Origin of the sequence: Maricaulis sp. (genome assembly GCF_017642925.1) — a bacterium.
GTDB lineage: Bacteria > Pseudomonadota > Alphaproteobacteria > Caulobacterales > Maricaulaceae > Maricaulis.
In genome coordinates, this window is sequence record NZ_JAEPOL010000015.1 from 40598 (window position 1) to 60367 (window position 19770).

Here is a 19770-nt window from a genome sequence, read left to right on the forward strand (position 1 = left end):
CGCTCGCCTCGTTAGCATTGCTTGACCCTGGTCGCGCGATAGGCCGTTTCCCGCTCCGGCAAGGCCTGCATGATCGCGTCGCGCTCCGCGTCTGAATAGCGGGTCCAGCGTCCCAGCTCCTCCATGGTGCGGAAACAGCCCAGGCAGACGCCGGCCTTGGGGTCGACGAAACAGACTTTCACACAGGGTGTCTTGATCGGGGTGCGGTCCATGCATCGCAGCATTCCGTGTGGTCTTCATTGTGGCAAGTGCTTGCGGCGGCGGGGCCTGCCGGAATATTGTCCCGCCTTTATCTGCCTGGGGACATTCATGGACGATCTGGTGCTGCAGGCCCGCAGCTTTGTGGGACTTTTTGCTCTTGCGGGCGTGGCGTGGCTGCTGGGTCCGCGCAAGAAGATCTCCATTGTCCTGCTGGTCGGCGCCATCGCCCTGCAATTGCTGATCGCCTGGCTGCTCTATTCCGTCGCGCCCTTCCGCGCCTTCCTGCAATCGCTGACCGGCGTCGTCGCCGTGTTGCAGGAGGTGACGAATGAGGGCGCGCAATTCGTGTTCGGCTATCTCGCCGGCAGCGAGGCGCCCTGGGAGACCGACCCGGCCGGCGGTTCCGGTTTCCTCTTTGCCTTCCAGGCCCTGCCCATGGTGATCGTACTGTCGGCGCTGTCGGCCCTGCTGTGGCGCTGGCGGATCCTGGAATTCCTGGTGCGCGGCTTCGCGGCGGCTTTCCGGCGCCTTTTGAACCTGTCCGGTTCGGCCAGTCTGGGCGCTGCGGCGAATATCTTCCTGGGCATGACGGAAAGCCCGGTGCTGATCCGGCCGCGCCTGCCGGACATGACCCGGCCCGACCTCTTCCTCATCATGACGGTCGGTTTCTCGACGGTCGCCGGTTCGGTGATGGCGCTCTATGTCAGCCAGCTGACCGGGGTGATCGACGGTGCGGCCGGGCATATCTTCACCGCCTCGCTGATCTCGGTGCCGGCGGCGGTGCTCCTGTCGCGCCTGATGATGCCGGCCGAACCGGTCTCTGAGGAGGCGCTGCAGAAAGAGAAGATCCCGACGCCGATCTACCACTCCTCCATGGACGCGCTGACGACCGGCGTGTCGGACGGTATCCGCCTGTATTTCAACATCATCTTCATGCTGCTGGTGTTCACCGCCCTGGTCGCGCTGGTGAACGTCCTGCTCGGGCTTTTCCCGGATGTGTTCGGTGCGCCGCTTTCGGCCGACCGGATCCTGGGCTGGGTCTTCGCGCCGATCGTCTGGCTGGCGGGTATTCCCTGGAGCGAGGCCACCCAGGCCGGTTCGCTGATGGGGCTGAAGACGGCGCTGAACGAGGTCTATGCCTATGATCAGCTGTCCCGGATCGGCGGCGATCTGTCCGAGCGCACGCGCCTGATCATGACCTATGCGCTGTGCGGTTTCGCCAATTTCTCCTCGGTCGGCATCCTGACCGGCGGTCTGGTGGCGATTGCGCCGTCGCGCCGCGAGGACATTCTGCAACTGGCCCCGCGGGCGCTGATCTCCGGCACGCTGGCAACGCTGATGACAGGCGCTGCCGTGGGCGTTCTGCCGTCAGGCCTGTTCGGCTAGTCGCCGCGTTTCGGCCAGAGACGGCTGCGCAGCCAGCCGGGGGTGGAATTGCCTTTGAGGGCCTGGCGATAGGCGGTGTCGAAAAAGCGGTGCAGGCCTTCGGCATCGGCGTAGAGATCGCTGCGGGTCTTCATCGGTGCGTCCGGATCGATGCGCTTGACCACTTTGGCCGGATTGCCGGCGACAATGGTCCAGGGATCGACATCGCGGGTGACGACCGAGCGGGCGCCGACGACGGAATGGGCGCCGATGGTCACGCCCTTGCCGATAAAGGCACCGTCGCCGATCCAGACATTGCGTTGAAGTTTCACGGGTTTCCAGGCCGGTGCCGGGTCGACGCGGTCGTGGATGGAGTGCCAGTCGCAATCCGAGATCGTGGCCTTGTTGGCGATCAGGCAGTCATCGCCGATCTCGATATCGCCGGCGGCGAGAATGCGGGTTCCGCCGGCCATGAAGACATTGTTTCCGATCGCGATCCGCCCGGCCTGGGTCTGCGGCGACCAGACGGTGAGGCGGACGGGATCGGCCTTGTTTGCGACGATGTGCAGGCGGTCGCCGGCGGTGATGTTGGGGCCGAAAACCTCGACATGCCAAGGACATACGACTTTCGGCTCGATGCCCAGCGCGGCAAAGTGGGGGGCGAGGAAATGGCCCGTCCAGGCGTTTTCGAACGCTTCCCAGGCGCGGTGCATCCAGTAGGGGCGGTGGTCCCGTTTCATTTTGTCCCGGCGCTCCCTATATCCATCCGGCGCGTTCGGCGTCCGGCGTTTCGCGGCCTGGACGCCCATGAGACAATACCGCTTCATACTTGTCTCGCAGCGGGTACATAAGGGCCCCATAGGCGCAACACGGGAGTAACGCCCAGTGACATATGAGGTCGCGATGACGGCCGACGCGGTGACCGGCTTCCTGGAGGAGGTTTTTCCGGAGATGAACCGCGCGGGCCGGATCTTCACCATCGACACGATCGAACCCGGCCGCGCCATCGTCCGGGCGCGCACGGATGACACACATCTGCGCCCCGGCGGCACTGTTTCCGGACCGACGCTGTTCTCCCTGGCCGACTTTGCCGCCTATGTGGTGATCCTCGGCCATATCGGACCGCAGGCGCTGGCGGTGACCACCAATCTCAATATCAACTTCCTGACCAAGGCCGGCCCCGGCGACCTGATTGCGCGCTGCCGCATCCTTAAACTGGGCAAGCGGCTGGTCGTCACCGATTGCGACATCACGGCGGACGGCAGCGACGACTTGATCGCACAGGCCAGTGCGACCTATTCCATCCCGCCTGCAAGATAACTCCGGCGTGATAACCCCGCGCACCGAGCGAAGGACAGCAAGATGAGCGAGACCGAAGGCAGCGATCCGATCGAGGCGATCATCGTGAAACTCGTGGCGGCCGCGCCCGAGGGGCGCTCGGTCTCGCCGGCGGATGTCGCCAAGGCGATCGACCCGGAACGCTTCAACCGCCAGTTCGGCCATGTGCGCCAGGCGGCGATCCGGCTGGCCCGGCGCGGCGAGGTGACGATCCTGCGCAAGGGCAAGCCGGTCGAGGATCCGGAGAATTTCAAGGGAGTCTGGCGGATTGGCCGCGCCTGATCTCGATCCGCTGCTCGACGAGATCCGCGCCTGCCGCGTGTGCGCGGCGGCCATGCCGCATGAACCGCGCCCGGTGGTCCGGGCCGCCTCCACCGCCCGCATCATGATTGTCGGCCAGGCGCCGGGCACGCGGGTGCATGCCTCGGGCAAGCCCTTCACCGACCCGTCCGGCGACCGGCTGCGCGACTGGCTGGGGGTGGACGAGGCGACCTTCTACGACACGTCCCGCATTGCCATCGTGCCGATGGGCTTCTGCTTTCCCGGTCTCGACGCGAAGGGCGGCGACCTGCCGCCGCGCAAGGAATGCGCGCCCTTGTGGCAGGCACGGGTGCGCGCGGCCCTGCCGGATGTGCGCCTGACCCTGCTGGTGGGACAGTATGCCCAGCGCTTTCATCTGGGTTCGCGGATGCAGCAAACACTGACCGAAACCGTCCGCCGCGGCACGGATTACGGGCCGGAATTTCTGCCGCTCCCCCATCCCTCCTGGCGAAATAATGTCTGGCTGAAGAAAAATCCGTGGTTCGAAGAAAAAATTCTCCCCATGTTGCGCTGCCGCATGAAAGAATTATTACGCTGAGCGGCATTCGGGGTGTTTTCGCGCGCTTGTAAGGCGGCTCGCGAACGGGTATTCCACGGCCCGACTTCGCAGCCCGCGGACGGGCTGCCACCGTTGAAAAGGGTATGCCCGTAATGAGTGTTCTCGAGCACGTATCGTTCGACAATCACGAAAAAGTCCTGTTCGCCACCGACGAGACGACCGGCCTCAAGGCGGTCATCGGTGTGCACTCCACGGCCTCCGGCCCGGCCTGCGGCGGCTGCCGCATGTGGTCCTATCCCAATTCGGACGCGGCCCTGACCGACGTGCTCCGCCTGTCCCAGGGCATGAGCTACAAGAATATCATGGCCGACCTGCCCATCGGCGGCGGCAAATCCGTGATCATGAAGCCGGAAGGCGCCTTCGACCGCAAGGCGCTGTTCGAGGCCTTCGGCCGCGCGGTGGAAAGCCTCAACGGCCAGTACATCACCGCCGAGGATGTCGGCGTCAGCCCGGACGACATGATGGCCGTGCGCCGCTCGACCGAGCATGTGGTCGGCCTGCCGGAAGGCAAGGCGGCCTCGGGCGATCCCTCGCCGGTGACCGCCGAGGGCGTCTATCGCGGCATCATGGTGTCCGCCGAGCGCGGCCTGGGCAAGCGCGACCTCAACGGCGTCAAGATCGCCATCCAGGGCGCGGCCGGCCATGTCGGCACCTATCTGGCCGGCCATCTGGCCAAGGCCGGTGCCGAGCTCTTCGTCACCGATATCAACCAGGACGGGCTGGAAAAGCTGAAGGCGGAATACGGCGCCACCATTGTCGGTCTCGACGAGATCTACGACCAGGATGTCGACGTCTTCGCCCCGTGCGCCCTCGGCTCGATCATCAATCCGGACACGATCGACCGCATCAAGGCGAAAGTGATCGCCGGCGCCGCCAACAACCAGCTCGCCACGCGCGAGATGGGCGCGGAAGTCCTCAAGCGCGGCATCGTCTATGCGCCGGACTATGTCATCAATGCCGGCGGCATCATCAATGTGATGGGCGAGATCGCCGGCGACTTCAATCCGGCATGGGTGAAGGGCAAGCTGGACGGTCTGGAAGCGACCCTGGGCGAGATCCTCGACCAGTCCAGCAATGAAGGCCGCCCCTCCAACATCATCGCCGACGAGATTGCCCGCCAGCGCATCGAAGAAAAGCGCGCTGCGAAGCTGGGCAAGGTGGCTTAGGTTTCAAGCGCCGGATCCGGTTCGACCAAAAACCCCCGCCCGAACAGGCGGGGGTTTTCTTTTGCGTGGATGTCAGAGCTCGCCGTTCGCAGGGCCGAACCGTGTCGGGCGCGTCGTGCTGCTGCCTGCAAGCTGGACCAGCAGGAAGATCAGCGAGACGAGGTAGAGCAAATTGTTCGCGAAGCCGAACATGAACAATGCCGGGTTGGGAATTCCCTCATCGCCCATCATCTGAGCGAAGAGTGTGGCGAAGATGGCCAGGCCGGACAACAGGAGAACCGCCGGAGCCATGCCCCACAGGCCCGACATGCCGCGATCATGCAACCGCCGGGTCACAGCTGCGGCCAGAAGCGCGACTGTGACGGCAACAACGACACTCATCGCGGTGACGATGATTGTGAAGTCTGGGAAAAGTTCCGGGTGGCTTCCTTCGATGCGAACGGAATACTGGCCCGCGGATCGATCGACCGTTGCGAGTTCGGGATTCTCGGCAATGAAGGTGTCAACCCGTTCGAAGGTGGACAGGATTTCGGGGACCATGGCCAGCATCGCCCCCAGAAAGGCGAGTGCCAGAACAACGCCCGCATAAGGCCAGAAGCTGTCGCGTGCCTGCCGCCCGTTGAAATTGGACAGGTTTTCAAGATTGTAGCGAATGGCTGCGCCGAAAGTCATGATTGCCCCGAGTGTGTCATGGGCCGAGCCTAGTGCAGCGCAGGGTTGAAAGCGAGCACTCTACGCCGGCGCGGCAACCGTCACGAATGCAGGGTCGAGCTTTGCGGAAACCCGCTCGGCCTCGTTGATGGCGAGGACAGTCAAGAAGGGGACATCAAAAAGGGGACACACACCATTTTCCGGAATGGGTGAAGGGCAAGTTGGGCGGTCTGGAAGCGACCCTGGGCGAGATCCTCGACCAGTCCAGCAATGAAGGCCGCCCCTCCAACATCATCGCCGACGAGATCGCCCGCCAGCGCATCGAAGAAAAGCGCGCCGCGAAGCTGGGCAAGGTGGCGTAGTTTCTGGCGCCGGGCGCCTGAGGGCGTCCGGGGTTTTGATGGCGAGTTTGATCTGCCGCGCCCGCCTGGGTGCGGCAGATTTTTTTGGGGTGGGGAGCGCTTGAAGTCAGGGCTAAACTAGGTGTCGTCACCGGCTGGTCGGAGCTATTCCGATTGCGTGAATTCAGATCGCTGTTCAGGCATGGTTCTCGCTCTGGTGCTTCTTCCAGTTGTTGGGGCGCGGGAGTATAACTGTCTGATTTAGAATATTTTCCTTTTCCATTGCTGCTTAAGGTCGACAGAGTTGCCATGCAAAAGCAAAGTTGAGAAAGTTTGGGGGACGGAAGGGACGACCACAAACATGATCGATCAACTGGACGAACATGAATTCGGGGAAAAACTTGCTACCGTTCTGCGGCCAGCGCGACCTGTTGACAGCGAGGAGCTGCTACACGGACGTACGACGCAATTGACCAAAATTCGACGTGCAATGATGTCGCCCGGCCAACATGTATTTATCTATGGCGATAGAGGGGTGGGAAAAAGCTCGCTTGCCCAAACCGCATCCGCCTTGCACCAGTCCCTAGATTTAAATGAAATCGTAGTTTCATGCAGTAATGAAACGGAATTCTATGGTCTCGTGCAGGATATCGCACGAAAGCTCGCACCAGAAGCGTCAATGGTGGAGCGAAAGGAGCGCACGACTTCGGGTGAACTCGCGTTGGGCGGTCTGAAAGGGGGAGTGTCAGAGAAGGTACAGCGCGGAATTATTCCCGGCCTCGCCACGATCAATGACGCTGGTCAGCTCCTGCGCGAGGTTGCATCACCTTTTCGAGAGCCAGTCGTCGTTATCGTGGACGAGTTTGATCAGCTCATCGAAGACAGGGACAAAAAACTGTTCGCTGATCTGATTAAGCACGTTTCTGATACGAGTGTCCCAATCAGATTTGTTTTCTGCGGAATTGGAAAATCGCTTCAGGAGTTGATTGGGGTCCATTTGTCCACCGATCGATATCTTACTCCGGTAGAACTTTCTCCACTATCCCATGACGCCCGATGGGCAATTTTGGAAGGGGCTGCCGAGGCCCTCTCTGTTTCGGTAGACCGCGAGACGCTAATACGGATTGGTCAAATCAGTGATGGTTTTCCATACTATGTCCATTTGATCGGCCAACATATGTTTTGGGCTGCATACGAAGCGCAGGAAAAGGTGACCAACGTCGCGCTTGGACACTTTCATGAAGGCGTTACGGGCGCCATTCAGGACGCGCAAACTTCGCTCAGGCAGGCGTACGAACAGGCCACTCAGAAGTATGATGGCAAAAAACAATATGAACATGTTCTTTGGGCCGTTGCGGATTCGACAGATTTCCAACGAGCGTCAACGGAAATATTCGAAAACTCTTACTTGCCAATCTGTCAGCGGTTGAATGTAGACCCCGTGACCAAGCAGACATTTCACAACCGAATGAACCGTTTAAAATCAGAAGCTCACGGAACTATATTGGAATCACCTCGACGGAGCTGGTATCAGTTCAAAGAAAATATGGTTCGGGGGTATGTTCGCATGCGTGCGTCGCAATCTGGAATAGAACTTGGTGCGGATCACCATGCTGCGCGAAAGGCTCCGACCTGGACGCGCGAACTGAGCGAACAGTAGCGTGTCCTTCCGCGCCAACGGCGACATGTAAGAGCCTGGCTGATGAGTTAAGATGGGTAACGTCAGATTCTCCGTGACCAAATAGCCAGCTAGAGACGTGGGAGTCCTTATTGCCCAGCTTGTTCTTTTCCTATTCCCACAAGGATGAGGAACTTCGCGATCAGCTCGAAACCCAATTGGCCATGCTGAAGCGCCAAGGCGTGATTGAAGCTTGGCATGACCGCCGCATACCAGCCGGTGGAGAGATCAATCGCGAAATCGACCAGCACATAAACACTGATGATATTATACTTTTGCTTATCAGTCCTGACTTCATTGCCTCGGACTATTGCTGCGAAGTCGAAATGACGCGTGCGATGGAACGACACGAAGCAGGGGAAGCGGTTGTGATCCCGGTGATCCTGCGACATTGCGACTGGAAAGAAGCGCCATTCGGACGCCTCAAGGCCGTGCCACGGGATGGTAGGCCGATCAAGCAATGGACTGACACAGATGAGGCATTTCTTGAGGTCGCGAAGGAAGTTCGAGCCGTCGCAAGACACGTCGGCGCCGCCAATGCTTCAGCATCAAAAGAGCCTGTACTGCTAGCGTCTCCAGTTGAAATGCCGGCGGCGCCCGCACCGCCGCGTTCGAGCAATTTGCGTGTGGCTAAGACCTTTTCTCAACGCGACAAAGACAAATTCAAGCTTGAAACATTCGCGTTCATGGCCCGCTTTTTCAAAAACTCGCTGGAAGAGCTGACGACCAGAAACAGCGATCTTGAAGGTGTATTTCGCCAAATTGATGCCAACCGCTTTACTGCGGCCATCTACCGTGCTGGCGCCAACGTCGGAAGTTGCACAGTTTTTATGGGAGGTGGTTTTGGCGACGGAATCAACTACGTCCACGGGGAAAGAAGCGAGAGCAATTCAATGAATGAATCCTTGCGGGTCGAAGCGGATGGTCAGTCGCTCTATTTCACCAGCATGGGTATCGCGATGTTTAATGCGTCAAGGGAGCGCGATGCCAAGCTCTCCCAAGAGGGTGCGGCGGAGCTTTTCTGGGGAATGCTCATCGCTCCGCTCCAATAGTTCGAGGCTCATCATGATTGGTATTTCTCAAGTTTTTTCCGGAAGCCTTCATGAGGTTCTTCCTTTGTCATTTTTTGTCGCCACTGGGGGCGATAACTTGGATATACTTACGATTGGTTCCCAAGATAACCCTTGGGATATTGTGCTGTCTGGGCAGGACCCGTTTGTGTGCTATGAGCACGGCTACCATGATTGGAGTGGCGCTGCTTTTCCTGATGTGACTATAGAGTTAGATCCTGCAAAGGTGATCGATGATAGTTTTAGGAAAGGCCCGCCGGGGAGCATCATACTAGTTGGTACAGAGCCGAGAATACGCTTGTTGGGAAATCATGGTAGGGCTTATACAAGGCCGATATACGGGTCCGACCAGTCCCAACAGGGAGGGTTTGGTGTTTGCTTTCCTCGTTGGCAGATCGTTATTGGCGAGGGCGACAATAAACAGGTGCTAAAAACTGTAGATGTCTCTTCCTAACAACCGCTCACTACTTTTTGGCATGTCTGTCAACACCCCGCCAATTCTTAAATCGTTGGCATTGGATATGAGCGGCAGTGCGGGGTAGGGGGCTGCCCTCCCGCACCAAAGCCCCCCTTACGCCCCCACCACAGTCACAAACGCTTCGTCCAACTCCACACCCACCTTGTCCCCCACAGCCAGCTTGGACGGCACCGGTGTGTGCGTCGTGAAGCTCTGGCCTTCGGCGTTCTCGATCGTGAAGGCGAGGTGTGTGCCGGCGGAGCGGCGGCGGGTTACGGTGAAGGGGGCGTCTGCGGCCGGGGTGAGGCGGATGGCCTGGGGTCTCACCAGGACGTAGACGGTGCAGCCGTTCTTGAAATCCGGCGTGGCGACCGGGCCCAGCGGGGTGTCTGCGGCGCCGGCCTTTATGAAGGCCTCGATCACCTCGATATCGCCCAGAAGGCGGGCGGCGGTGACGCTGTGCGGATGGGTCCAGACATGTTCCGGCGTGCCGGTCTGGATGACGCGGCCCTGGTCCATCAGGGCGAGGGCGTCGGCGACGGCCATGGCTTCGTCGGCATCATGGGTGACCATGAGGGCGGTGGCGCCGGCGCGGCGCAGCGTGTCGACGGTGCGCTCGCGCAATTCCTGGCGCAGGCGGCGGTCGAGGCCGGAGAAGGGCTCGTCCAGAAGGACGATGGCGGGCGCGGGGGCGAGGGCGCGGGCCAGGGCGACGCGCTGCTGCTCGCCGCCGGAAAGCTCGTGCGGGAAGGCTTTCGCCTTGTGTCCCAGTTCGGCGGCCTCCAGCTGGGCCATGGCGATGGTTTTGGCGTCGGGGCCCTTGAGGCCGAAGGCGACATTGGCCAGGGCATCGAGATGCGGGAAGAGGGCATAGTCCTGGAACACCATGCCGACGCGGCGGCGTTCCGGGGCGAGGTGGCGGCCGGGCCCGGCCCACAGCGTGTCGCCCAGGCGGATCTCGCCGCCATCGAGACGTTCCAGTCCGGCAATGGCGCGCAGCAGGGTGGACTTGCCGCTGCCCGAGGGGCCGAGGAGGGCGGTGATGCGGCCCGGCTCGAGATCGAGATCGGCGCCGGCCAGGGCGGCCGTCTCCTTCACATAGCGGCGCTGGGCGCCGCGTATGCTCAATCCCCTGCGCGTGTGCGTATCCGTCATGCCGTCCCGCCTAGACCTGGCCCGAAGAAGAGCGTGCCCGGGAGAGGTAGCGGGCGACGAAGATCATGGGAAGCAGGGCGACCAGCGGAATCAGGAGCGAGGGCAGTGCCGCCTCGCCCAGGCGTTCGTCGCTGGCGTAATTGTGGGCGATGATGGCGAGCGTGTCGTAATTGAAGGGGCGCAGGATCATTGTCGCCGGCAATTCCTTGAGCACTTCGACAAAGACCAGGAGGCCGGCCGAGGTGATGCCCGCGGCGATCAGCGGCCAGTGGACGCGGCGCACGGTCTCGCCCCGTGTGGCGCCCAGCGTGCGGGCGGCCCCGTCCAGCGCCGGCGTGACGCGGGCGAGGGCGGCTTCGGACGGTCCGATCGCGGCGGCGGCAAAGCGCGAGAGATAGGCGAAGATCAGGGCGGCGGCGCCGCCGGTCAGCAGGACGGGGAAGACCTCGCCCGTGAAGGATTGCCAGGCCGGGTCGATCAGCGCCTGGGTGCCCGACAGGATGGCGATCACGCCCACCGCCGCCACCGCGCCGGGCACGGCATAGCCCAGACCCGCCGCGCGCGCCGAGGCGGTGGCGATGAAGGTCCGGCCGCGCAGGGCGTAGGCGGTCGACAGGCCCAGGCCTGCCGCCAGCACGGCGCTGATCGCGGCGAGGGTGAGGCTGTGCCAGCTGGCGGGCAGGAGGTTGGGCGCGGGCTGTTCGTTCAGCGCCAGCCAGCCCAGACGCGCCAGCGGGACGATCAGGCCCAGGGCGAGCGGGATGAGGCAGGCCAGGGCTGCGGCGAGGCCCTGTGTCCGCGAGAGATGGAAGCGCGGCGCCGGACGGTGGCGTCCCGAGGCGGCGTGCGAGCGCGCACGGCTGCGCTGGGCCCGTTCCAGGCCGAACACGATCAGCGCGACGGCGACGAGGATGAGGGAGAGGCGGGCCGCATCGACCAGCGATCCCGCCCCGCTCCAGGCGCGCACCAGCCCGATCGAGAGCGTCGGCGCGCCGAGATAGGAGACGGTGCCATAATCCGCCAGGCTTTCCATGATCACCAGGGCAAGCCCCGCCGCCAGGGCCGGCCGCGCCATCGGCAGCGAGGTGCGGGCAAAGGCGCTGAACGGTCCCGCGCCCAGCGTGCGGGCGGCATTGTAGGCGTCGGCGGACTGGCCGGTAAACGTGTCGCGCGCCAGCAGGTAGACATAAGGATAGAGCACGAGGGCGAACATCAGCCCCGCCCCCCAGGCGCCGCGCACGGTGGGGAAGAGCCCGGCCGTGGCCGCGTGCAGCGGTCCGCCGGCCTGGCTGAGATCGAGCCAGGCATAGGCCGCGACATAGGCCGGCACGGCCAGCGGCAGGATCAGCACCCAGCTGAACAGGGCGCGTCCGGGAAACTCGGTCCGTGCCACCAGCCAGCCCAGCACCGTGCCGATCAGCCCGGCACCGCCGGCTGCGATCGCCGCGACGAGGGCGGAATTGACCAGATAGACAGGCAGGCGCGTGCGCGCGAGGTGGGCGAGATAGTCGCCCGTCTCACCGGTCACGGCGATCCAGGCGACGGCAAACACCGGCGCTGCACAGACCAGGGCTGCCAGGATCGCGAGAGCCGTCGCGCGATCCGGCAGCCGGCCGCCCTGCCTGGCTGGCGTCACTGCCAGCCGACGCGGTCGAAGATGCGCTGGGCGGTGGCGTTGTGGTCGCCCAGTTCGGAGACATTGCGGGTATCCGCGGTGAAGGGCATCACGGCGTCCAGACGCTCATTCTCCCATTCCACGCCCTCGACGACCGGGATTTCATTGGTCATCTCGGCGAACATGCGCTGGGCCTCGTCCGACAGGAAGAAGGCGATCAGTTCGCGGGCCTCGTCCGGATGCGGCGCGTTCACGGCGATGCCGGCCCCGGAAATGTTCACATGGGCGCCGGAGGTGTCCTGGTTCGGGAAGAACAGGGTGACGGCCTCGGCGGCAGCGCGATTGGCGGCCTCGCCGGAATTCTGCATCAGCAGGTAGTAGTAGTGATTTGTAATCGCGATATCGCAATCGCCGGCGGCCACGCCGATGATCTGCGTGATGTCGCCGCCCTGGGGCGGGCGGGCCATGTTGGCGACGATGCCGGCGGCCCAGGCCTCGGCCTCCTCCTCGCCCAGGCGCGCAACCATGGAGGCGAGCAGGGACTGGTTATAGGCATTGCCGCTCTCGCGCACACAGATCCGGCCTTCCCAGCGCGGATCGGCGAGGTCCTCATAGGTGGAGACCTCGTCCGGCTGGACGCGCTGGTTCGAATAGGCCAGCACGCGGGCACGCTTGGCGATGGCGATCCAGTAGCCGTCCGGATCGATCAGATTGTCGGCGATCTCAGGCGTGAATTCGGAAAAATCGCTCTGGGCGAACAGGCCGGCTTCCTCGGCACGGTGCAGGCGGGCGGCGTCGACCGTGATGATGACGTCGGCCGGGCTGCGCGGACCGTCGGCGCGCACGCGCTCGATCAGCTGGTCGCCGCTGGCCTCGATCAGGTTGATCTCGATGCCGGTCTGCTCGGTGAAGGCCGCATAGATCGCCGCATCGCTGCGATAGTGGCGCGCGCTGTAGACGTTCACCACGCGCGGCGTGTCGGCCTGTTCGCTGCCGGCACCGGCGGCGGTGTCAGGCTGGGAGCAGGCCGCGGCGAGAACGCTGAGCGCGCCGGCGGCCAGGAGCTTGGCATATTTCATGAGTCACCCGTTTTCCTTGCAGTCTCCGCATCCCTGCCACTCTTGCGAATGTTTCGCAAGTTATTGCCGCAGGAAACCGGTGCGGTGGGGTGACGCAGGGGGGGATTGTCGAGCGTGTCGCGGGCAGTCCGCCTTCGCCAAAGGCTCCGGCGAGACATCCTCCGCTCGATCATGGGGTTCGGCTTGCCTAGCCGAAGCTCGCGCCAGCGAGCGTAGGATGGTGGGCGATACTGGGATTGAACCAGTGACCCCCTCGGTGTGAACGAGGTGCTCTCCCGCTGAGCTAATCGCCCGATCCATAGTCGGAGGGCGCCGTATAAGCAGGCTCTTGGCGCCGGTCAACTACATGTGGAAGTTGAAGTGCAGATCGGATACGCCGCAGGTGCGACAACTTGCCACACCGTCATGGTCTCGTCATATGCGCCGGGCCCATATATCAGCCTGCCCCAAGCTGGGTTCGGGGCCATTGAAGGCCCGTCCTGTCAATCACTCGATTGGACACAATTCCCGGCCGAGGGAAGCTTCGGTCGACTAGGAGGTTTTGTTAATGAGCAACGATCTGTGCACGCCCGAAGGCGCTCGCCGTCTCAAAGCGCGAATTGAAGCCTACTGGGCCGAGCGCGGCTATGATGTAAGTGTCGACCTCGTCGAAGCCGGCTTCATGCCGGCCATGCGCTCTGCGCGCACCGACGTCCGGTCCAACCTCGTCAACGGCATGCCGACCCGTCCGGCCAACGATACCGGTCGCGAGCGTCGCACGGCGTAATCAGCTGGCGCGCTGCCAGATTTCGGCCAGCGCCCGCGGTACATCGCCAAATGCATGAAGAACCCGGTCGGCTCCCAGCGAGCCGGCCGGGTTTTCGCTATAGCCATAGCTCATCACGATGACGGGCAGGCCCGCCGCCCGGGCCGAGCCGACATCCGGCGCGCTGTCGCCGATCAGGGCGGCCCGCGCAAAGTCCGCACCCAGCGAATCGCGCAGATGCGCCGCATCCGGTTTCTTCGCCGAGGTGCGCTCCGGCCCGACAATCCGCTCGAAATAATCCGCCAGCCCCAGTTCCGCGATCAGAAGATCGGACAGGACGGAGGGTTTGTTGGTACACACCGACAGGCGCGCGCCGGCATCCTTCAGCCAGGCCAGCGTGTCCTCGACGCCGGGAAAGGCCCGGCTCTCGGCGGCGACATCGGTCTTGTAGATCTCGATGAATTCCGCGACCAGCGCGTCGCCGTCCTGCATCTCGGCGCCGCTGCGGGCATGGGCGCGTTCCAGCAGCACGCGCGCGCCGCGGCCGACCATCGCCCGCACATCCGCCAGCGGCACGGCCGGCAGGCCGCGCGGCACGATCACGGCATTGAGGGCGCGCACCAGATCGGGCGCCGTATCGACCAGCGTGCCGTCGAGGTCGAAGGCAATGGCGGCATTGTCGAACAGGGCGGCCTGGCCTGTCTCCAGCATGATCTGCATCCTTCTGCCCCTCACGGGCTCGCAAGCATGGTTACGTGCCCCGGCCCGATAGGCTATAGCGCCTGACAGACACAGGTGCAGATTCTCGCGACAGGACGGTCCATGTCTCATTCCCGTGCCGCCATCATTCTCGCTGCCGGTCAGGGCACGCGGATGAAGTCCAAGACGGTCAAGGTGCTCCACAGTGTCGGCGGACGGCCGATGCTGGACTGGTCGGTCGACCTGGCGCGCAAGAGCGGGGCGGACCGGATCGTCACGGTTTATGGCGCGCATTCCCCGGCCGTGAAGACCGCCGCCGAGGCGCTGGGCACCCAGACCGCGCTGCAGGATCCGCCCAAGGGCACCGGCCACGCCGTGCTGGCCGCGCGCGAGGCGCTGGCGGATGTCGAGGGCGCGGCGATCGTGCTCTATGCCGACACGCCGCTGATAACGCCGCAAACCGTGGCGAAGGTCTTTGCAGCGCTGGAAGGCGGGGCCTCGGTCGCCGTGCTCGGCTTCGAGCCGGAGGACCCGGCCGCCTATGGACGCCTGATCACGGATGGCGAAGGCAATCTCGACCGCATCGTCGAATACAAGGATGCCAGCGAGGCCGAACGTGCCGTGCGCCTGGTCAATTCCGGCGTGCTGGCCGCCCCGGCGCCGCTGCTGCTGGAATTGCTGGGCGAGGTCGGCAACGACAATGCGAATGGCGAATACTATCTCACCGACGTGGTGGGCCTGGCCCGCGGGCGCGGGCTGAAAGCCGTCGTGGTGAAGGCCGAAGCGGGCGAAGTGCTGGGCGTGAATTCGCGGGGCGACCTGGCCGAGGCCGAGGCGGCCTTCCAGGCCCGCATGCGCAAACAGGCCATGGCGGACGGGGTGACGCTGGTCGCGCCGGAAACGGTCTTCTTCTCCCACGACACGCAGATTGCCCGCGATGTGATCATCGAACCGAATGTCGTGTTCGGACCCGGTGTGACGATCGGCGAGGACGCCGTGATCCATGCCTTCTCGCATCTGGAAGGGGCCAGCGTGGCGCAGGGCGCCAGCGTCGGCCCCTATGCCCGTCTGCGCCCGGGCGCCGAGCTGGGGGCCGGGGCCAAGGTCGGCAATTTCGTGGAAGTGAAAAAGTCGCAGCTGGGCGAGGGCGCCAAGGTCTCGCATCTCACCTATATCGGGGATGCGAGCATCGGCGCGAACGCCAATATCGGAGCGGGCACGATCACCTGCAATTACGACGGATACGACAAGCACCGCACCGTGGTGGGCGAGGGCGCCTTTATCGGCTCCAATACCTGCCTGGTGGCGCCCGTGACCGTCGGTGCCGGCGCCTTCACGGGCACCGGAACCATCGTGACCGAGAATGTGGAGGCGGATGCGCTGGCCCTTGCGCGCACGCCGATGACCACCAAATCCGGGTGGGCGGCCCGCTTCCGCGCCGCCAAGGAAGCCCGCAAGGCCAAGAAGGAGAGCCTGTGATGACCGTACTCGACCGCCCCGAAACCGTCTCGGACCGCCTGACGGACAAGAGCCTCTTCCGCACCGAGAGCTTTATCGGCGGTGAGTGGGTGGCCGGTTCGGCCGTCTTCGAAGTCACCAACCCGGCGAACAACCAGGTCATCGCGACCGTTGGCGATGTCGGCGAGGCCGGTGCCCGCCAGGCGGTCGCCAAGGCTGCGGAAGCCTTCGAGACCTGGAAGAAGGTCTCGCCCTTCGAGCGCGCCAAACTGCTGATGAAATGGCACGATCTCATCCTCGCCAACCAGTCCGACCTGGCCAAGCTGATCACGCTGGAAATGGGCAAGACCTATCGCGAGGCGATGGGCGAGGTGGTGTATGGCGCCGGTTTCATCGAATGGTCGGCCGAAGAGGCCAAGCGCGTCCATGGTGAAACACTCGCCACGCCTTTCCCGGGCTCGCGCGGCTGGACGATCCGCCAGCCCGTCGGCGTGGTCGGCTGTATCACGCCGTGGAATTTCCCCAATGCGATGATCACCCGCAAGTGTGCGCCCGCCCTGGCGGCCGGCTGCACCATGGTGATCAAGCCCGCCCCGGAAACGCCGCTCTCCGCGCTCGCCCTGGCCGAGCTGGCCAAGCGCGCGGGCATCCCCGACGGCGTGTTCAACGTGGTGTGCGGCGACGCCCAGAAGATCGGCCCGGTGCTGACCGGTTCGCCCGAAGTGCGCATGATCGGTTTCACCGGCTCGACCCAGGTCGGCAAGCTGCTGATGCGCCAGGCCGCTGACGGCGTGAAGCGTGTCGCGCTGGAACTGGGCGGCAATGCGCCCTTCATCGTGATGGACGATGCCGATATCGAGAAGGCCGCCGACGGCGTGATCGCCTCGAAATTCCGCGTTTCCGGCCAGACCTGTGTCTCGGCCAACCGGATCATCGCCCAGCCGGCGATTGCCGACAAACTCGTCGCGGCGCTGGAAGCGCGCGTGTCCAAGCTCAAGGCCGGTGACGGTTTTGCCGAGGACAGCGATCTGGGCCCGCTCGTGCACATGGAAGCGGTGACCCGCGTCGACAAGCTGGTGCAGCAGGCCCGCGAGGCCGGTGCCCGCATCGTCACCGGCGGCAAGCGTCTGGACGGCGAGCTGGGCGGGGCTTTCTATGCGCCGACCCTGATCGATGGCGGCGATCCGAAAATGGATGTCGCCTGCAACGAGATCTTCGGCCCTGTCGCCTCGATCTACCGCGTCGAGAGCGAGGCCGACATCATCAAGCTGGCTAATGACACGCCCTACGGGCTGGCGGCCTATATCTACACCCAGGACGTCAACCGCGTGCACCGGCTTACCGAGGGCATCGAGTACGGCATGATCGGCGTCAATGCGCCGATGGTCGGCGCTGCCTCCACCCCGTTCGGCGGGGTGAAGGAAAGCGGCATCGGCCGCGAAGGCGGCAAGTGGGGCGTGGAAGAGTTCACCGAGCTGAAATACGTGCTGCTCGGCGGGGTTGGCTGATGGGCGCAGAACGCCAGAAGGCCCATGCCGCGGCGGCGGCGCTGGGTTATGTCGAGAGCGGCATGACGCTGGGGCTGGGCTCCGGCTCGACGGCGGAGATTTTCCTGCGCCTGCTGGGCGAGCGCATCAAGGACGGGCTCGATGTGCGCGGCGTGCCGACTTCGCAGCGCACCGCCGAGGTCGCCCGCGAGAACGGTGTGCCGCTGATCGAGGTCGATCATGTCGACCATCTCGCCGTCACCATTGACGGGGCCGACGAGGTCGACGGACGCTTCCAGCTGATCAAGGGCGGCGGCGCCTGCCTCTTGCGCGAGAAGATCATCGCCCATGCCTCCGATCTGATGGTGGTCATGGTCGACGAGAGCAAGCTGGTCGACACGCTGGGCAAATTCCCGCTGCCGGTCGAGGTCGATCCGTTCGGCTTCTCGCTGACCGCCAAGCAGATCTATGACGCGCTGAAAAAGGCCGGTGTGAACGCGCCGGATGTGCAATTGCGCCGCAAGGGGGACGGTCTGGCCCCTTTGATCACGGATGGCGGTCACTACATTCTCGACTGCGCCTGCGGCGCCATTCCCGACGCGGCCCTGGCCGACCGGTATCTCAAGGAGATCCCCGGCGTCGTCGAGCACGGTCTCTTCCTGGGCCTCGCCCGGGTGGTGATCGTCGGCGAGGACAGCGAAGCGCGGGTGATGGAGCTGTAGGTCATCCATTGATGCGTTGTCATCCCGGCCGAATGCCCCGCGAAAGCGGGGCGCAGAGCCGGGACCCATACGCATCGATGCTGGCCGGAAGCAGGCTCGGCTTTGGCGAAAGGCGGTTTCACACCGGGATTATGGGTCCCGGATCTACGCCCGGCTCAAGGCCGGGCATGCGTCCGGGATGACAGACATTGTCGGTCGTCAAACAGACGGCCGCAGACACAACAGATCGGGGCACAGCGCCCCGGATGGACAGCAAGACAAGGGCGCTGACCCATGAGCCAATACGACTACGATCTTTTTGTCATCGGTGCCGGGTCCGGCGGGGTGCGTGCGGCGCGGATGGCCAAGCAGCATGGTGCCGGCAAGGTGGCGATTGCCGAGGAGTACCGGTTCGGCGGAACCTGCGTGATCCGCGGCTGTGTGCCCAAGAAACTCCTGGTCTATGCCAGCGAGTTCTCCAAGACGTTCAAACTGGCCGAGGGCTATGGCTGGACGGTCGGCGAGACCGAATTCAGCTGGCAAAAGCTGATCGCGGCCAAGGACAACGAGATCGACCGCCTGTCGGGCATCTATGAGCGCAATCTCAACAATTCCGGCGTCGACACGATCGAGGACCGGGCCGTGCTGGAAGATGCGCACACGATCCGCCTGATCAAGTCGGATCGCACGGTGACCGCCGACAAGATCCTGATCGCGGTCGGCGGCACGCCCTTCGTGCCGGATATCGAGGGCGCCGAGCTGGGCATTACCTCCAACGAGGCCTTCCATCTGGAAGAATTGCCCAAGCATGTCGTGATCGCCGGCGGCGGCTATATCGCCTGCGAGTTCGCCCAGATCTTCGCCGGGCTGGGATCGGAGGTCTGCCAGGTCTATCGCGGCGAGACCGTGCTGCGCGGGTTTGACGACGATATCCGCTCCACCGTGCACGAGGAGCTGGTGCGGTCGGGCGTGCGGGTTGTCACCCATACCGTCTTCGAAAAGATCGAACAGCTCGAGGATGGCCGCAAGCGGGTGCATCTCGACAATGGCCATCACGTGGACACCGATGTCGTGATGTATGCCATAGGCCGCAATCCGTACGTCGCCGATCTGGGCCTGGACAAGGCCGGGGTGGAGCTTGACGAGGCGGGGGCCATCAAGGTGGATGCGTATTCAAAGACCTCGGCCGACAATATCTATGCCGTGGGCGATGTGACCAACCGGGTCAATCTGACGCCGGTGGCGATCCGCGAGGGCGCCGCCTTCGCCCAGACCGTGTTCGGTGGCCAGCCGCTGGCCTATGATCATGACGATATCGCCTCGGCCGTGTTCACCCAGCCGCCGGTCGGATCGGTCGGCCTGTCCGAGGCGCTGGCCCGGAAAAGCTTCGACAAGGTCGATATTTACAAGACGTCCTTCCGCCCCATGAAAGCGTCTTTCTCCAACGACGCTTCCCGCATGATGATGAAACTTGTCGTCGACGGGGAGACAGACCGGGTGTTGGGCGTGCATATTGTCGGGCCGGATGCGCCAGAGATGATCCAGCTGGCCGGTATCGCCGTGAAGGCGAAGCTGACCAAGGCGCAATTCGATGCCGCCTGTGCGGTGCATCCGACAAGTGCCGAAGAACTGGTGACCATGAAGGAGAAGTGGACACCGCCCGAGTTGAAAGCAGCTGAGTGAT

The 19770-nt window shown here is 63.7% G+C and carries 21 protein-coding genes and 1 tRNA gene; 14 read left to right on the forward strand and 8 right to left on the reverse strand.

The window, feature by feature from the left end:
- Positions 1 to 11: 11 nt before the first annotated feature.
- Entirely contained in the window at positions 12 to 212 is a 201-nt protein-coding gene (locus JJ918_RS12810) for a DUF1289 domain-containing protein (RefSeq protein WP_291887913.1), read from the reverse strand.
- A gap of 97 nt (positions 213 to 309) precedes the next feature.
- On the opposite strand from JJ918_RS12810, the gene JJ918_RS12815 reads away from it, so the two are divergent.
- Complete coding sequence (locus tag JJ918_RS12815) at positions 310 to 1587, forward strand: nucleoside transporter C-terminal domain-containing protein (RefSeq protein WP_291887916.1); 1278 nt, start codon at positions 310 to 312, stop codon at positions 1585 to 1587.
- Here JJ918_RS12815 and JJ918_RS12820 read toward each other — a convergent pair.
- On the reverse strand, positions 1584 to 2306 hold the full coding sequence (locus JJ918_RS12820) for an acyltransferase (RefSeq protein ID WP_291887919.1): 723 nt from the start codon (positions 2304 to 2306) through the stop codon (positions 1584 to 1586). The genes JJ918_RS12815 and JJ918_RS12820 overlap by 4 nt on opposite strands.
- Before the next feature lie 145 nt (positions 2307 to 2451).
- Between JJ918_RS12820 and JJ918_RS12825 the strand changes: the two genes are divergently transcribed.
- The 4 genes from JJ918_RS12825 to JJ918_RS12840 all read left to right on the forward strand — a co-directional run bounded on the left by JJ918_RS12825 (position 2452) and on the right by JJ918_RS12840 (position 4950).
- Complete coding sequence (locus tag JJ918_RS12825; protein WP_291887921.1) at positions 2452 to 2886, forward strand: PaaI family thioesterase; 435 nt, start codon at positions 2452 to 2454, stop codon at positions 2884 to 2886.
- A 42-nt stretch (positions 2887 to 2928) separates the two neighbouring features.
- A complete protein-coding gene (locus JJ918_RS12830; RefSeq protein ID WP_271185138.1) occupies positions 2929 to 3186 on the forward strand; it encodes a DUF3253 domain-containing protein in 258 nt (85 codons plus the stop codon).
- On the forward strand, positions 3173 to 3763 hold the full coding sequence (locus tag JJ918_RS12835; protein ID WP_291887925.1) for a uracil-DNA glycosylase family protein: 591 nt from the start codon (positions 3173 to 3175) through the stop codon (positions 3761 to 3763). The genes JJ918_RS12830 and JJ918_RS12835 overlap by 14 nt, the downstream gene beginning before the upstream one ends.
- A 113-nt stretch (positions 3764 to 3876) precedes the next feature.
- Entirely contained in the window at positions 3877 to 4950 is a 1074-nt protein-coding gene (locus JJ918_RS12840; protein WP_291887928.1) for a Glu/Leu/Phe/Val dehydrogenase dimerization domain-containing protein, read from the forward strand.
- Between the two features lie 72 nt (positions 4951 to 5022).
- Here the strand turns inward: JJ918_RS12840 and JJ918_RS12845 are convergent, their stop codons facing one another.
- Positions 5023 to 5622 (reverse strand): DUF805 domain-containing protein, encoded by a 600-nt coding sequence (locus tag JJ918_RS12845; protein ID WP_291887931.1) that lies wholly within the window; start codon positions 5620 to 5622, stop codon positions 5023 to 5025.
- Between the two features lie 188 nt (positions 5623 to 5810).
- On the opposite strand from JJ918_RS12845, the gene JJ918_RS12850 reads away from it, so the two are divergent.
- From JJ918_RS12850 to JJ918_RS12865, 4 genes are all read left to right on the forward strand, one after another.
- A complete protein-coding gene (locus tag JJ918_RS12850) occupies positions 5811 to 5963 on the forward strand; it encodes a hypothetical protein (protein ID WP_291887933.1) in 153 nt (50 codons plus the stop codon).
- Between the two features lie 340 nt (positions 5964 to 6303).
- Positions 6304 to 7602 (forward strand): AAA family ATPase, encoded by a 1299-nt coding sequence (locus JJ918_RS12855; protein ID WP_291887935.1) that lies wholly within the window; start codon positions 6304 to 6306, stop codon positions 7600 to 7602.
- Positions 7603 to 7712: 110 nt separating this feature from the next.
- Complete coding sequence (locus tag JJ918_RS12860; RefSeq protein ID WP_291887937.1) at positions 7713 to 8672, forward strand: toll/interleukin-1 receptor domain-containing protein; 960 nt, start codon at positions 7713 to 7715, stop codon at positions 8670 to 8672.
- 13 nt (positions 8673 to 8685) lie between these two features.
- A complete protein-coding gene (locus JJ918_RS12865; RefSeq protein ID WP_291887939.1) occupies positions 8686 to 9144 on the forward strand; it encodes a hypothetical protein in 459 nt (152 codons plus the stop codon).
- A gap of 117 nt (positions 9145 to 9261) precedes the next feature.
- Here JJ918_RS12865 and JJ918_RS12870 read toward each other — a convergent pair whose 3' ends face one another.
- The 4 genes from JJ918_RS12870 to JJ918_RS12885 form a co-directional block, all read right to left on the reverse strand.
- Positions 9262 to 10302: an ABC transporter ATP-binding protein gene (locus tag JJ918_RS12870; RefSeq protein ID WP_291887941.1), complete on the reverse strand. Its 1041-nt coding sequence runs from the start codon at positions 10300 to 10302 to the stop codon at positions 9262 to 9264.
- A gap of 10 nt (positions 10303 to 10312) precedes the next feature.
- Entirely contained in the window at positions 10313 to 11938 is a 1626-nt protein-coding gene (locus JJ918_RS12875) for an iron ABC transporter permease (RefSeq protein ID WP_291887943.1), read from the reverse strand.
- The gene (locus JJ918_RS12880) at positions 11935 to 12996 is read right to left on the reverse strand and encodes an extracellular solute-binding protein (protein ID WP_291887945.1); all 1062 of its coding nucleotides are present in this window, start codon (positions 12994 to 12996) and stop codon (positions 11935 to 11937) included. Before JJ918_RS12880 ends, JJ918_RS12875 begins: the two co-directional genes overlap by 4 nt.
- A 218-nt stretch (positions 12997 to 13214) precedes the next feature.
- Positions 13215 to 13289: transfer RNA gene (locus tag JJ918_RS12885), tRNA-Val, on the reverse strand.
- 254 nt (positions 13290 to 13543) lie between these two features.
- Here JJ918_RS12885 and JJ918_RS12890 point away from each other — a divergent pair.
- Positions 13544 to 13762, forward strand: a complete 219-nt coding sequence (locus JJ918_RS12890; RefSeq protein WP_203294309.1) for a phosphoglycolate phosphatase — start codon at positions 13544 to 13546, stop codon at positions 13760 to 13762.
- Here the strand turns inward: JJ918_RS12890 and JJ918_RS12895 are convergent, their stop codons facing one another.
- Positions 13763 to 14452 (reverse strand): HAD hydrolase-like protein, encoded by a 690-nt coding sequence (locus JJ918_RS12895; protein ID WP_291887948.1) that lies wholly within the window; start codon positions 14450 to 14452, stop codon positions 13763 to 13765. It abuts the gene before it with no gap.
- A 111-nt stretch (positions 14453 to 14563) separates the two neighbouring features.
- On the opposite strand from JJ918_RS12895, the gene glmU reads away from it, so the two are divergent.
- From glmU to gor, 4 genes are all read left to right on the forward strand, one after another.
- Positions 14564 to 15919, forward strand: a complete 1356-nt coding sequence (gene glmU, locus JJ918_RS12900) for a bifunctional UDP-N-acetylglucosamine diphosphorylase/glucosamine-1-phosphate N-acetyltransferase GlmU (protein ID WP_291887951.1) — start codon at positions 14564 to 14566, stop codon at positions 15917 to 15919.
- Positions 15919 to 17406, forward strand: coding sequence for an NAD-dependent succinate-semialdehyde dehydrogenase (locus JJ918_RS12905; protein WP_291887954.1), 1488 nt, complete (start codon positions 15919 to 15921; stop codon positions 17404 to 17406). Before glmU ends, JJ918_RS12905 begins: the two co-directional genes overlap by 1 nt.
- The gene (gene rpiA, locus JJ918_RS12910) at positions 17406 to 18107 is read left to right on the forward strand and encodes a ribose-5-phosphate isomerase RpiA (protein WP_271185150.1); all 702 of its coding nucleotides are present in this window, start codon (positions 17406 to 17408) and stop codon (positions 18105 to 18107) included. The genes JJ918_RS12905 and rpiA overlap by 1 nt, the downstream gene beginning before the upstream one ends.
- 273 nt (positions 18108 to 18380) lie before the next feature.
- Positions 18381 to 19769, forward strand: coding sequence for a glutathione-disulfide reductase (gene gor / locus JJ918_RS12915; protein WP_291887957.1), 1389 nt, complete (start codon positions 18381 to 18383; stop codon positions 19767 to 19769).
- Position 19770 lies beyond the last annotated feature (1 nt).

Coding starts and splice junctions, on each gene's coding strand:
- JJ918_RS12810 (WP_291887913.1), bottom strand. CDS start 212: ATGGACCGCACCCCGATCAAGACACCCTGTGTGAAAGTCTGTTTCGTC.
- JJ918_RS12815 (WP_291887916.1), top strand. CDS start 310: ATGGACGATCTGGTGCTGCAGGCCCGCAGCTTTGTGGGACTTTTTGCT.
- JJ918_RS12820 (WP_291887919.1), bottom strand. CDS start 2,306: ATGAAACGGGACCACCGCCCCTACTGGATGCACCGCGCCTGGGAAGCG.
- JJ918_RS12830 (WP_271185138.1), top strand. CDS start 2,929: ATGAGCGAGACCGAAGGCAGCGATCCGATCGAGGCGATCATCGTGAAA.
- JJ918_RS12840 (WP_291887928.1), top strand. CDS start 3,877: ATGAGTGTTCTCGAGCACGTATCGTTCGACAATCACGAAAAAGTCCTG.
- JJ918_RS12845 (WP_291887931.1), bottom strand. CDS start 5,622: ATGACTTTCGGCGCAGCCATTCGCTACAATCTTGAAAACCTGTCCAAT.
- JJ918_RS12855 (WP_291887935.1), top strand. CDS start 6,304: ATGATCGATCAACTGGACGAACATGAATTCGGGGAAAAACTTGCTACC.
- JJ918_RS12865 (WP_291887939.1), top strand. CDS start 8,686: ATGATTGGTATTTCTCAAGTTTTTTCCGGAAGCCTTCATGAGGTTCTT.
- JJ918_RS12870 (WP_291887941.1), bottom strand. CDS start 10,302: ATGACGGATACGCACACGCGCAGGGGATTGAGCATACGCGGCGCCCAG.
- JJ918_RS12880 (WP_291887945.1), bottom strand. CDS start 12,996: ATGAAATATGCCAAGCTCCTGGCCGCCGGCGCGCTCAGCGTTCTCGCC.
- JJ918_RS12890 (WP_203294309.1), top strand. CDS start 13,544: ATGAGCAACGATCTGTGCACGCCCGAAGGCGCTCGCCGTCTCAAAGCG.
- JJ918_RS12895 (WP_291887948.1), bottom strand. CDS start 14,452: ATGCTGGAGACAGGCCAGGCCGCCCTGTTCGACAATGCCGCCATTGCC.
- glmU (WP_291887951.1), top strand. CDS start 14,564: ATGTCTCATTCCCGTGCCGCCATCATTCTCGCTGCCGGTCAGGGCACG.
- JJ918_RS12905 (WP_291887954.1), top strand. CDS start 15,919: ATGACCGTACTCGACCGCCCCGAAACCGTCTCGGACCGCCTGACGGAC.
- rpiA (WP_271185150.1), top strand. CDS start 17,406: ATGGGCGCAGAACGCCAGAAGGCCCATGCCGCGGCGGCGGCGCTGGGT.
- gor (WP_291887957.1), top strand. CDS start 18,381: ATGAGCCAATACGACTACGATCTTTTTGTCATCGGTGCCGGGTCCGGC.